Source organism: Jilunia laotingensis (assembly GCF_014385165.1).
GTDB classification, from domain to species: domain Bacteria; phylum Bacteroidota; class Bacteroidia; order Bacteroidales; family Bacteroidaceae; genus Bacteroides; species Bacteroides laotingensis.
In genome coordinates this window covers 1068124-1081175 of the sequence record NZ_JACRTF010000001.1, presented here as the reverse complement: position 1 = coordinate 1081175, position 13052 = coordinate 1068124, and the positions used below count along the sequence as shown (strand labels likewise).

General features: G+C 39.2%; 16 protein-coding genes. 3 read left to right on the top strand and 13 right to left on the bottom strand.

Annotated features, from left to right (window positions below):
• The first annotated feature begins 22 nt into the window (after nt 1–22).
• A complete protein-coding gene (locus tag H8744_RS04310; protein WP_262433646.1) occupies nt 23–1714 on the top strand; it encodes an arylsulfatase in 1692 nt (563 codons plus the stop codon).
• 471 nt (nt 1715–2185) lie between these two features.
• Nucleotides 2186–3280 carry a tetratricopeptide repeat protein gene (locus H8744_RS04305; RefSeq protein WP_262433645.1) on the top strand — a complete coding sequence of 365 codons (1095 nt, stop codon included), beginning with the start codon at nt 2186–2188 and terminating at the stop codon, nt 3278–3280.
• Between the two features lie 342 nt (nt 3281–3622).
• Here the strand turns inward: H8744_RS04305 and H8744_RS04300 are convergent, their stop codons facing one another.
• Nucleotides 3623–4045 carry an arsenate reductase ArsC gene (locus H8744_RS04300; protein WP_011967356.1) on the bottom strand — a complete coding sequence of 141 codons (423 nt, stop codon included), beginning with the start codon at nt 4043–4045 and terminating at the stop codon, nt 3623–3625.
• A 5-nt stretch (nt 4046–4050) separates the two neighbouring features.
• Entirely contained in the window at nt 4051–4791 is a 741-nt protein-coding gene (locus tag H8744_RS04295) for a permease (RefSeq protein ID WP_233513298.1), read from the bottom strand.
• On the opposite strand from H8744_RS04295, the gene H8744_RS04290 reads away from it, so the two are divergent.
• Complete coding sequence (locus H8744_RS04290) at nt 4786–5763, top strand: site-specific integrase (RefSeq protein WP_117463640.1); 978 nt, start codon at nt 4786–4788, stop codon at nt 5761–5763. The two genes, H8744_RS04295 and H8744_RS04290, sit on opposite strands and share 6 nt — an antisense overlap.
• Nucleotides 5764–5812: 49 nt before the next feature.
• Here the strand turns inward: H8744_RS04290 and H8744_RS04285 are convergent, their stop codons facing one another.
• From H8744_RS04285 to H8744_RS04235, 11 genes are all read right to left on the bottom strand, one after another.
• On the bottom strand, nt 5813–6781 hold the full coding sequence (locus tag H8744_RS04285) for a hypothetical protein (protein ID WP_117463638.1): 969 nt from the start codon (nt 6779–6781) through the stop codon (nt 5813–5815).
• 106 nt (nt 6782–6887) lie between these two features.
• On the bottom strand, nt 6888–7178 hold the full coding sequence (locus H8744_RS04280; protein WP_032845615.1) for a helix-turn-helix domain-containing protein: 291 nt from the start codon (nt 7176–7178) through the stop codon (nt 6888–6890).
• 13 nt (nt 7179–7191) lie between these two features.
• Nucleotides 7192–7470 (bottom strand): DUF3876 domain-containing protein, encoded by a 279-nt coding sequence (locus H8744_RS04275; RefSeq protein WP_032845617.1) that lies wholly within the window; start codon nt 7468–7470, stop codon nt 7192–7194.
• The gene (locus H8744_RS04270) at nt 7467–7751 is read right to left on the bottom strand and encodes a helix-turn-helix domain-containing protein (protein WP_032845619.1); all 285 of its coding nucleotides are present in this window, start codon (nt 7749–7751) and stop codon (nt 7467–7469) included. Before H8744_RS04270 ends, H8744_RS04275 begins: the two co-directional genes overlap by 4 nt.
• Nucleotides 7752–8399: 648 nt before the next feature.
• Complete coding sequence (locus H8744_RS04265) at nt 8400–9479, bottom strand: IS110 family RNA-guided transposase (protein WP_117463636.1); 1080 nt, start codon at nt 9477–9479, stop codon at nt 8400–8402.
• A 153-nt stretch (nt 9480–9632) separates the two neighbouring features.
• A complete protein-coding gene (locus H8744_RS04260; protein WP_032845621.1) occupies nt 9633–10040 on the bottom strand; it encodes a hypothetical protein in 408 nt (135 codons plus the stop codon).
• A gap of 11 nt (nt 10041–10051) precedes the next feature.
• Entirely contained in the window at nt 10052–10996 is a 945-nt protein-coding gene (locus H8744_RS04255; protein WP_032845623.1) for a DUF5712 family protein, read from the bottom strand.
• A 3-nt stretch (nt 10997–10999) separates the two neighbouring features.
• Nucleotides 11000–11605 carry a BfmA/BtgA family mobilization protein gene (locus H8744_RS04250; RefSeq protein WP_032845625.1) on the bottom strand — a complete coding sequence of 202 codons (606 nt, stop codon included), beginning with the start codon at nt 11603–11605 and terminating at the stop codon, nt 11000–11002.
• Between the two features lie 302 nt (nt 11606–11907).
• Nucleotides 11908–12264 carry a helix-turn-helix domain-containing protein gene (locus H8744_RS04245; RefSeq protein ID WP_032845627.1) on the bottom strand — a complete coding sequence of 119 codons (357 nt, stop codon included), beginning with the start codon at nt 12262–12264 and terminating at the stop codon, nt 11908–11910.
• A 149-nt stretch (nt 12265–12413) separates the two neighbouring features.
• Nucleotides 12414–12803, bottom strand: a complete 390-nt coding sequence (locus H8744_RS04240) for a hypothetical protein (RefSeq protein WP_050486453.1) — start codon at nt 12801–12803, stop codon at nt 12414–12416.
• Nucleotides 12804–12831: 28 nt separating this feature from the next.
• Nucleotides 12832–13050: a hypothetical protein gene (locus tag H8744_RS04235; protein ID WP_032845630.1), complete on the bottom strand. Its 219-nt coding sequence runs from the start codon at nt 13048–13050 to the stop codon at nt 12832–12834.
• Nucleotides 13051–13052 lie beyond the last annotated feature (2 nt).

Sequence of the window (13052 nt, the reverse complement as noted above, 5' to 3'; positions counted from 1 at the left end):
TATTCATTAATACCTAATGTCTATGAATTCTAAATTAATCCTTTTACCGGCAGTGCTGATGGCAGCCGGTACGACTGGTGTAAAAGCCAAAGGTAAGAAGACCGACAAGCGGCCTAATATCTTAGTAATTCTTGCAGATGACCTCGGTTATTCTGACCTCGGCTGTTATGGAGGTGAAATCCATACACCCAATCTGGACAGGCTTGCCCAGGAAGGCGTACGTTTCAATCATTTCTACAATACAAGCCGTAGTTGCCCTACGCGCGCTTCTTTGCTGACCGGATTGTATCAGCATCAGGCAGGTATCGGGCGTATGACGTTTGACGATCATCTGCCGGGGTACCGCGGTACGCTTTCACGCGATGCCGTTACCATTGCAGAAGTTCTCAAGGAATCAGGCTATACGACGAGCATGGTCGGTAAATGGCACATTGCCGAAACTCCCTTGCGCGACGACCAACGCGAATGGCTGGCTCATCATGTGTATCATGAAAAGTTCTCCGATCTCTGCAACTATCCTGTTAATCGGGGATTCGACACCCACTACGGAACCATCTACGGTGTAGTCGATTATTTCGACCCGTTCAGTCTGGTGGAAGGTGAAGTGCCTATCAAGGAAGTACCCGAAGGCTATTACATTACTCAGGCTCTTTCCGACCGTGCTGCCGCAGAAATTACCCAGTATGCTGAAGATGATAAACCTTTCTTCATGTATCTGGCCTATACCTCTCCTCACTGGCCGCTCCATGCACTGCCCGAAGATATCGAGAAATACAAAGATACTTATAAAGTAGGTTGGGAACCCATCCGCGATGCACGTTACAAACGCCAACAGGAGATGGGCCTGTTCGGTGATCAGAAAGACTTCCTGTCCGACCGTCAGTTCCATGACAAATGGGAAGATAATAAAGATGCCGAATGGGATGCACGCGCCATGGCTGTTCATGCTGCCATGATCGACCGCATGGATCAAGGTATCGGTCAGGTCATCGATGCTTTGGAGAAGACCGGACAGCTTGACAATACTTTTATCATCTTCATGTCCGACAATGGTTGCAGCAATGAAGAATGTCAGAATTATTCACCGGGAGAGAACGACCGTCCCGACTTGACACGCAAGGGTGAAGTAATGGTTTATCCGAAGAACAAGGAAGTGATGCCTGGTCCGGAAACCACCTATGCTTCTTTGGGCGCACGTTGGGCCAATGTTGCCAACACTCCGTTCCGTTACTGGAAAGCCAAATCATATGAAGGCGGTATCTGTACCCCGATGATTGCCCATTGGCCATCCGGAATTAAAAAGAATGTAGGTGGCTTCACGCACGAGATCGGTCACGTCATGGACATCATGGCAACTTGTCTTGACTTGGCGGATGCTGAATATCCTACTAAATATCGCGGTCATGACATCATTCCGATGGAAGGCAAGAGCTTGATTCCTATCTTCACGACCGGACATCGTGAAGGACACGAATATATCGGCTTCGAACACTTCAATGAACGTGCTTTCCTGTCCAATGACGGTTGGAAGCTGGTTCGTCCGGGCGAAAAAGCTGCTTGGGAACTTTATAATCTGAACGAAGACCGTAGCGAACGCCATAACTTGGCTGCCAAATACCCCGAGAAAGTAGCCGAAATGGTGAAAGGATATGAAGCATGGGCAAAACGTTGTATGGTTGAGCCTTATCCCGGACAGAATAAAGCCAAAAAGTAGTCTTTAGGGAATACATAAGTTTAAAAATCAGCAAAGAAAGCTCCTTTTCAGAATCTCTGAAAGGGGGCTTCTTTTATTTTAATAAAACAACAAATAGCTATGGCTTTTCAGAATGCAAGGAATGCCCTTCTAACCGATTGTTTTTCGGTACTTTACCTCCGCTTTCTCCTAGTTTAATAGTAATAACACCCGGATGTTTTACTTAATAACATCCGGATGTTGTAGCATAAAACATCCGGGTGTTCTTCTCAAATACATGGGGATGTTTGTTGTCTTTATCCTTTGATTTAATTTGTCAACTAAGGTTGATTTTTCGGACAGCCATTGATATTTATTCTCTTTCTTCCTTTTCTCTGTCTTTCGTTTACTAATAAAGTCTTTTTGTCGGTATCTACATAAAAAGTAGTTGTTGATTGGAAACTAATTGTATTTATTGGTATTTTTACAGCGTCATTAACCGGCTATTGTCATATGAAGCACTTGAATCTTACTATACAGTCACTTCTATTTACTATCCTCTTATCAGGTGTGGTGACTTCTTGTCAATTCACTCCCAAGTCAATGGATTCTCTTCTCGACCGTGTGGAAGGATGTATGGAGGCACATCCCGATAGTGCATTGCAGCTTCTTGAGTCAGTGACCGAGCCGGAAAAAATGTCCGAGGAATCTCTTGCCCGTTATTATTTGTTACTGACTCAAGCCCGTGACAAAAATTATCAAGACTTGTCATCCGATTCTTCGATCATATATTCTGTGAATTATTTTAAGGATTATGACGATCCTTCGCGTTATGGGAAATCCATGTATTATTATGGACGTGTCATGCAAATGTGTGATGAAGATATACGTGCTATGAAAATCTATCTGGAAGCCCAAAATGCACTGAAAGAAGCTGGAGAATATAAAATGTTGGGATTGTTACATGGAAATATAGCTATATTGAACCAAAATCAATCACTCTATACTGAGGCAATTCATTGTTCACAGGAAGCTATCCGATATTATTATGAAGCAAAAGATACTCTGAATGTAGCGTATGCTTACCAAACAATGGGTAATACCTTCTTTCTGATGCAACAGATGGATAGTGTCAAAAAATGTGTGGATCGTAGTCTTTCTTTTTTTGATACGAATCCGGTTAGATTAACCGTTTCAGCCGATAAACTGCTCGGGCTCGTATATAGTTATCAAAAACAATATGAGGAAGCGGAGCGGTTGTTCCTGAAAGTTTTGGCAAAGGAACCTAATGATTCAAAGAAAATACGTCATTATTTGTCTTTGGGGCACTTGTACCAAATGATGGGACGGAAACAAGAAGCGGAAAAGTATTTGGATGTTTGTTTGAAGGATGATGATTTGTTGGTTCGTTCGGAAGCATATTCTTGTTTGTCCGACATGGCTGTTTCTGATTCCGACATCAAACAGGCATTCTATTTTAAACAAATGGCTGATTCTCTATTTTATATTGTAGAGAATGATAGAAAAAGAGATGCCATTGCTCACTTGCAGACAGAAAATGTGAAAGAGAGATTTTTTAGAAAAATCCTATTCAAGAATAGTATTTAATTAAGAATAATCCACTTATGATATGTTTTACAAATATGAGGTAATGACTTGGCAATGGTCATAACTTCTGCGATATGCAGTGCTTTTCTGTCAAATAACTCTGTATGTGTGCAAAGATACTATTTTCTGTTGAACATATGGTCTGTTATCAAGTAAAATTTGGAGGTTTTGCACTCGTTAAGTGATGTGCGTGATTCTGATGAAAGAAAAACAGAATGTCCGAGTAATAAAAACATCGGCAGACCTACAAAGAGGTTGCCGATGTTGCTAATGGAGCGTGTGATTGGTAGATTGAGTAGAACAAGAAAATGTATGCTGAGGTAACTTCTTCTTTATTGGTCATCAGCAATGACCCTTAATGTGAAGATAAAAATCATAGAATTTCATCTTGATATTATCTCGTACTCTACGGAACTCGTTTTTAATAAAATCGGGTGTTCCTGTTACATCGGAAGGGTCGTCAAAGCCGATGTGCAAGCGATGTTTGACATGTCCTGCAAATACCGGGCAGGTTTCATTGGCATTTCCGCATACCGTTATTACATAATCCCATTCTTGGGTAAGGTATTGCCTTACATCTGTGGGAGTATGTTCGGATATGTCTATGCCTATTTCACGCATTACCGCTATGGCATTAGGGTTTACTTGTTCAACAGGATGTGTGCCTGCCGAACAGACCTCAATCGTATCATCCAATGATTGCAAAATGCCATGAGCCATCTGACTGCGGCAACTATTTCCTGTACAAAGTATCAATACTCTCATAATTTCTAAAATAGATTTCCATATATAAAGCCTGAAACCGTTGCCATTACGATTACAAGAGTAACATATACAATGGTCTTCTTTGTACCCATTACACCACGGATGACCAACATATTCGGAAGAGACAATGACGGACCAGCCAACAGCAATGCCAGTGCCGGACCTTTACCCATGCCGGAAGCTAACAGACCTTGAATGATTGGAACTTCGGTCAATGTGGCGAAATACATAAATGCACCTGTAAACGATGCAAAGAAGTTAGACAAAAGCGAATTACCCCCGACTGCCCATTCTATCCAACTGTTCGGAATGACACCTGCAATGGCTGTATTGTCGTGCGTTGAGCCAAGCAGGAAACCTGCTGTCACTACACCTATAGCCAGCAACGGCAATATCTGTTTGGCGAAGCCCCACGAGGATATTGCCCATTCCCTGTTTTCTTCATCCTGTTTGTCAAAGAGCAGGATGACGGCGAGAGCGGTAATCGCAACAATCATCGGCACAAGTGGAATCAGTTTTGTATCATCAATAAACAGATTGGCAAGGATGACGGAAACGGCAGTAGCCATCGCGCCAAGTACCACCCCAAGCACTCGCAGTTTCAGTATTCGGACAAGCGACCAGCAAAGCAACAGCGACAATGCACCGACAATATACCACTTGTAAGTGAATATATAATACCAGAGTCCAGTATCTGACGAAGCAGGTGCGCCCCAGTTTGCAAATACAAAAATACACTCATGCAAGAGTTCGCCGAGCTTATTGAAGAAAAACGGCAGGCTGTCGGTATTCTGATAACATCTTCTACCTATCAGAAATACGGACAGGTTTACAGGCTATTAAAGAAATTCCTGTCCGAAAAATACGAGCTGTCGGATATTCCGTTTGAACAGGTTGATTACTCCTTTATCGAAGCATACGACTACTATATGAAAGTCAACCTGCAATATGTTCCGAAAACTGTAATGTTTTTTATGAAACCAATGCGGACGATTGTAAAACGGGCTTTAAATAAAGGTCTATTGCTTCAAAACCCGTTTTTCAATTACCGACCGGAGCGACCGATTAGTAAACGGCGGTGGCTCTCTATGGATGAAATAGAAAAACTGCTTCAGGTACGGATGAAGAAGGATTCGGCTAACTTCGTGCGGGATATGTTTTTGTTTTCAACTTTTACCGGAATTGCCCATGCAGATATGGTAAACCTCCGGCATGATAATATCCACCGTCAGGAAGACGGCAGTTTGTGGATTACCCTGAACCGTCAAAAGACCGGAAGCGTTTCGCATATACCTATGTTGGATATACCTCTGCGAATCATGGAGAAATACCGGAATACAGACTTTGCAGGTCGGGACGGGAAAGTATTCAAAATGACGACAGTAGAAAACATGGATGTGCAACTAAAGAAGATTGCCAAAGCTGCCGGAATTACCCAAAGGCTTTGCTACCATATGAGCCGGCACTCGTTTGCTACGTCAGTCTGCCTGTCGCAAGGCGTTCCTATTGAAACCCTTAGCCAGATGATGGGGCATCAGGATATTGCCACTACCCAAATCTATGCGGAAATAACCCGTACAAAAATCAATGAAGATATGAGCAAATTGGCGGAAACCATTCAGGGAAAATATGAACTGCCCGAAAATGACTGCAAAATTCATAAAATAAGAAGAAACAGACGGTTTCCTGAAAGGGAAAATAACGAGGATAATATCTAAAAAACAGAAAGCGGATCGGATGTGATTCGCTTTCTGTTTTTACAGTAAACTAACCATTTTGATATATTTTTTGATTCTTATTTAACACAGCCTCAAATTGGGCAGGAGTTCTTTTAAAGTCAAATTTTAATTTTTCTGAAGCGTGGCGACCTGCACTCTGTATCATACTTCCATATTCTTTTTTCATATCAAAACACTTGAAATAGTCTCTATTTTCTATAAAAGAAGCAAACTCTTTCTCTTTTATCTTTCCATCTTCAATTAGATTTTCATTTATGTATTGATTTACTTTTGGGTGACTAAAAATTATTTCATTTAACTTTCGCCCCTGTTCACTAGCCCATTCCGTAAATTTATTTTTGTAGTCATTTGCCCATTTTATTAAATAAACACATTCTTCAAAATCTGGTTTTTTCACATAAGAATCAGCTCCAGTAGAATCTCCCGCCCAAGTATGAACTTTAACATCGAATATTTCAGAAAATTTCTCCGTGAAAGTATTTGTATTATTACTTGAAAGTTCGAACACATCATCTCTATAATACAGGTTTAAAAGAAATAGAGCAGCAGAGGCTCGAAGTAAATGTTTGATATTTCCTTTGCTTAGATTTAGGGAACGATTATGTTTTACTGCTTGATAAGCTTTCGCCCAATCAGCCCCGCTAGTACTTCTTTTGTTTGCCTTTCTTAAAGGGTACAATATCTTATTATTATTATCCTGAAAGTAAAAATTTGCAGATGATACAATAACTTGCTTTTTACTAAGTTCCCAGATACCTTCTAACAAATTCAAGCAATCTGTATCATAATATAGAACTCTACCAGCAGGTATCGCTCCTCCATTTTTTAAATATAAATCCTTTGATATAGCTTCAATTTCAACGACGCATCTAATCAATAATTCTACTATTTTCACTGAATAAACAGATAATTGATTATCGTCAAAATGAATGTGATTTGACAGTTCTACAATCTCCTTTTCTATCTTCTTATATATAGGCCAATAAAGATTTGTCATATAGTTCGAATTAATGTATTCAACATTTGCAAAAATACTCATAAAAAAAGACTTAGAGGTCATTTTCTAAGTCTTTCTTAAAATATTCATTTAAACCAGCTTACTATCAAAGGTTCTGTTTCGCAAGCATCTGTTCCAACCACTTCAAAACCTCCGATTCCTTATACAAAATCTTCCCCTTAATCTGAATGAATGGGATTTTACCCGTATCCCGCCAATCCTGCAAGGTTCGGGATGAGATATGAAGCATCCGGCAAACATCACGGTTTGACAGAAACTTTTCACCATTCAGGTGTGGAGTCCGATTTTTAAGAGCTTGCTGTATGGTATCCAGTAGCTCATCCAATCCCGTGAAGAAAGAATTTATTTCCGTTGATTTCTTATCCAGTATTTCCACTATTGTATCCTTTTTAGTTCCGTATATAGTCACCCAATGCGGAGATAGTTAATATATCCAGTTTGGTATCATGGCTAATAGCCGTCCGTTTCAGATTGTAGTTGATAAAGAAGCCGTCTTCATCTTCCTGAATCTCGTAAGTAGCAGGGCTTGCCTGTTTGCTTGTTTCGTTCATGTGGATAACACTAAGTAAATAGCTTTCTCCGCTTCGATATATGATAACTGTCGGATTCAGGTTTATGCTCTCCCAATTACCGACCAACCTATCTAAGTTGATATTTTCTGTTTTCATTTTTGCTCTTTGCTTCTTTGTGACTGACTGATTAAATCCTCAATATCCGATACCTTGTAATAACATTTACGCCCAATCTGCGAATAAGGCAGGGTGCCGTTATCCCTGTATGATTGTAATGTTCTCGGCGATATTTGCAGAAGACTACAAACATCATCGTTGCCTAACCATTTTTCTTTGTCCTGATTCTCCCCGCATAGATTCTTTATCTGTCGGGTAAAATCTTCAAAACGCCCTTTCATCTGTTCGAACGTTTTGCTTTCGATTGCTACTATATCCATATTAAAATCTGTTTTTACTGATTACTGAAATTATTCTCATTGCAATGATTTTCAGGCAAAGGAAAACAGATTTCAGGCAGGTTTTAAGAAATGGGGTGCAATGGCTGAAAGTGGCTGTATCTGGCGCAAATACTCAATCCCTAACAATATTTTTTTCTTTTTTTTAATTGATATACATCCCATTCATGCAGGGAATAGATAAGACAACACTTTTTAGAAATTTACTCTTTTCAGCATGAAAAGGAAGAAATTTCTAAAAACCGCTTGCGGCTTGGTGTTCTATGTTGTAATCCAAATAAATTAAGCTAAAAAAACACGACTGCCCTAAATATTTTTTCTTTTCAAATCCCCTCCCCAAAACCCTCGAGGGCGTTTGAAAAGAAAAAATATGTTCCAACGCACTAACTCTTTCTACAATAAACATATATACTATCAATTATTTATGATAGCATTTTAGTAGAAAACAACTTGAGTTTTCTATATTTATTTCCGGTAAATATCCTATAAAGACATACTTCTATCAGTAGACTTGCGCTACATTTTCCAGTTCAGTTTTAATAGGTGAAAAGCCGCATTCTTGACGGAGTAGACATCTTAGCTACACACCAAGCCAAGCGGTCATTTATTTATTGTATGTCTGTATAGGAATCAATTAACAACACCGCATACATATTCCCTTTGATTTTTTAGTACATAATAAATCCTGTTCAATAATTTTCTTGCAATGCGGATAATTGCTTTATTCGGCTGCATCCTGTGTATATAGGTATTATAACTTAAAGATAAAGCCGGATCTACCCTGACTGCAACCCACGAGGATTCCACCAAAATAGCTTTCAAGTGGTTTTGCCCTCTAAAAGTCATTTCTCCTTTATTCTCACTTTCACCACTGGAATGGCTATTGGGAATCAATCCTACATAAGAGGCCAAGTAGTCTGTATTTTTAAAACGATCGATAGTTTCTATATGTGTCATCAGAACAATGGCACTGGTAATTCCAATACCCGGGATACTTTGCAGTAAATCAATATTATTTTTATATGTTTTAGTTTTACATAAATGACGTATCTTCTTGTTCACTTCCAGTAAAAGTATGCGCTGGTTTTCAACTTCTTTTATAAACAGGTCTAAAGCTTGGCGAGCAGAAGTATCCAGGACAATATCTTCCCGAAGCCATTTAATAAAGCGCTTTGACCAATGAGTATTGCTATTTTCAAATTCTTTGGGAAACCTTATCCCATAAAAATACAAGAGAGATTTCAAGCGCAACTTAAATCTTGTCATGTCTTTTACCAGACTACTTCTCATGCGGATTAACGAACGGTCTGATAAAGATTTCTTATCCGGAACATGAATAGCTATCAGTTCCTTTGAGCGTAATGCGCGAGCAATCTTCCGGCTATCAACCGGATCATTTTTTTGCCATTTCTCTTTTTGAGAGGTCGGTACATCAGATGGATTGATAACAATATTATTTATTCCACACTCCTGTAAGTGATAGTGTGCAGAAAAACCACAGAAGCCAGCTTCATAAGCAGAATAATAATCAGCATTTGGAAAATGTTCATTCAGGTAAGCTGACAAAATTTGAGCTTGCGGTGGTTGGGTAAAAGTTTTATGAGGCATTGTTTCTGTTAATATTGTAACAGTCCAACTCTTTAGATGGACATCAATACCTATATAGATATTTTGTCCTTCAAAATTTAATTCTTTTCTTTGATTAAGCATAAGTCCCTGATTTTTATGTTTGTAATATTTGCACGTTAAATATAAGAATCTTGTGATTTATGCTTAGCTTTTTGCTAAACAATTACAAACATAGGAACTTGGCGTTCTATTCCCGGAATGTACTTTTGTAAATCAAATAAATAAAGAATTATACTATCTCCTATCTTGAAAATATGATAGGAGATTCTTCACTGATATTGCATAGTTAAAGCCGTCTATTGAGTAGAAACCCAACTTCTTGGCAAATGAACTACTTTTCTTATTGGTTGATTCAATTCCGACATACCTAAAACCGTATTTCAAGGCTATTTCTGAAAGAAAACGAACGAAATGTGTTCCATTCCCTATACGTTCTTTTCGGAAGCTGATTTGGGCTAAAATAAGGCAATCGGGTGGAAATATACTTTCTACTCTGCGGATACGCAAATACAGGTCTAACCGGCTGTTTCTTCGGGTGATTAGGATATTATCAGGCGTAAGTCTGACAAGGGATAGACGATATTTAAACCGTTTCATCAGGTATATATCTATTTCTTTTCGCATTTCTTCGTACTCGTTCATATATCTGTGATTTATGATTGCCTGAATCCTCGCTTCGGCTTCTTCTTTATTCTCTTTTTCACGGGAATTTGCTCCTCCTCTTTATTGGCATCAGGAGTAAGCAAACCCAATGCAGATGATAAACCCAAATCAGGGAGATTGAAACTTTGCTTATTTTCAATATCGTTTGAAAGGTTGTCGTCTTGTTTATATGCAACCTTGTTTTCATTCGGTTCGCCTTGCTTATCTGCATACAAGCCAGTCTGCATATCTGTATTTTTTCTTTCATTGGAAATCTGGCGTTCCTGCATATTAAGTTGTTCGGAGATACTGCCGTTCTTCATGGTGTTGTAATACTCAAAAGATTCGATTAGTTCCCGTTTGTAGCCGAATAGCTTGTCAAATCCCTGCTCTGCTTGTTGGAATAGGTTCTTTCTGTCAAAACCACCCTTAACCGTTCCTTTCTTGGTGTTTTTGTGGTTAGTTAATGGAGATAGCTTTTTCTTATTGGACTGGTCTTTCCGGCTAACAATCAAATGGCAGTGCATATTCAGCTCATTGTTTGACCTGTCCCGGCTGAAATGTATTTTACCATAGAACTTTATGTCTTCTGCTGATAGTCCTTTATTGAAGTTCCTGGCATATTCGGGAATAACCACTTCACGGATATACCGTTTCATGGCTTCGGCTTGTTCCTGTTCGGTATTGCCCATTGCCCGAAGTTCTTTTTCCGATGGGCTTACATGGATAGCGTAAAACTTGGCATCCGTCTTTAATAACTGACCGATATTACTATCTATATCTTTTACAACCTGTGATTTGTAGATATTATCGTCTGTCAGATTGAAAAAGCCCTCTGTATAGATTCCTTGCTCCATGCGTTCCATGTCCTCATGTTCACAATAGTTGCATAGCTTTCGGCTACTGCCTGCATTGTTATATGTGCCTTTGGACGGTGGCGGGAAATCTATATTCATGGGTTATTCGTTTATCAGGTCGTTTATTTCTGCTCTTAGGTTCTCTTTCCGCTTACCGTCCATTACTCCGCATGTTGCCAGTTCCGAATACAGGGAAATCAATTTCAGGAGTTTATTATTATTCCGCTCCTGCTTTTTTGATGATGCGTTTATGGATTGGGCAAGCTCGTTTATCTGTTTAGCTTGGTTGTTAATCACTCCGGCATGTTGGTTGAAAGTTTCGCTTATCTTTTTCAGAACATTATCCTGTAATTCCCGGCTTTGCTCTATTTCAGAAGTTATTAATCCTTTCTGTTCTTTCAAGGCAGTATCAAAGCGGGTAGCGATTGAATGGCTTGTTCTTATCATCGGGTTTAGCTTATCTTCCTCATAGCTGCGAATGAAACGGATAATATCATCCTGCCGTTTGTTGATTTTGGCAAGTTCCGTCTTTACCGATTCAGGCGCATCCGCAGGGTTGATATGGGCTTTATCCAGATATAGGAAAGCCAGTTTTGTAATTTCTCCTTTTTTCAGCGAATAGCGTTTACAAAGTTTTTCTATCAACTTGTCCGTTTCCGCTTCTATCGCTATTGTCGTAAATATGATATTTCTATTCTGTTTAGCCATAGTTATAACTATTTTATAGCTATTCATATATATAACTTGCTGAAATAGAATTGTATATCAATTCGAGTTATAGCAAGTGTTATAACTGTGCTTTATCCTAAAGCACTAAAGCCGAAGGCTTTGCCCCGCAGGGCAAGAGGAAGAACAGGACGAAGTCCAGTTCCCTCTTGCTCAATTTAGCGAAACGAACAGAGCCGGGAGGCGAGGTTGTTTCGGCTAAATGCGGAGCTACTTTGAAGGCGTAAACTTAAAACAAGCCTTCATCCGCTTGCGCTATTCTGCTAAGAACATAAAAAGCAGAATCATTCATCATTTTCGTCTTTCTTGTCCTCGTCTTCGGGCTTCGGATGCTTTTTCTCAAAGTCCTGATAGGTTTGAAAATCCATATGGGAACGGACAAACTCCCGGACATCAGAAGTGCGGTAATAGGTCTTATGAGCTACCATAAAGAAGGGTAGTTTTTTACTGCTTCTGTATCGTTGAAGAGTTCTATAACTCACTTTGAGAAGAAAAGCCAAATCTTGGTTATCGAGTAGTTTCTCATCAGGGTCAAATACTTCTTTGGTGTTGATGAGTGATTTCAAGTCTTGACCGATCTCACTCAATTTTTTGGATAACTTCTGCATCCATATTTCAAAATCTTCGTTATTGATATACATGATTTACTTCGTTTTACTGATTAATACTACTTGTGTCCAATGCATTGACGAAGCAAAGGACGGAAGAACGAAGCAAATAAAATAGGGGAATCCCTATGGACTCCCCTAAAGCCGTTTTGCAAACATCTATAAATTAGTGAATTATAAAATCATCTTTTTTCATCTTTGTTTGCAACCCTGTTTCGATTTTCCCGGATGACGAGATTTTTCAGGTAATCCAACGCTTTGGTAAGATTGAAAGGTTTGCGCTTGAATACTCTACCCTTAGATTTATGAACGTTCCCAAACGTGAAATTGAAGGCTTGTTCCAGAGCATGGGCAATATGGATATATGGAACGGAGATTCCTGCTTCATTAACAAATTGCCCGGAGAGTTCAAACGATACGGCTAATTCTCCCATACTGTCAATTCCCAATCCTTTTCGAGAATTGGGGATAAAATAGACTTTGGGGATATTTGATTGGTTGTTGTTGGAGAAGTGATTTGTTCGCAAGAAAGTAAATTTCAGCAAATCAATTTCAGATTCAAGCAACATCATCACTTTCCGTTGATATACTTTTTTGAGCTCATTTTTTTTTCAACTCATAAAAAGATGATGATTTCAAAGAATCAAACTCGATACGGGTAATATTCAGTTTCCGAAATATTTCATGATAGCTTTGTTCGGATTGACTGATCGCTATTATCTGTTCCGTAAAATGTTTATAGGCATTTTGCATTTCTTCTTTTGAAACTTGTGGAGTGTCAGATAATAGACTGAATAACTCCAAGCTATTTTCATTCATAA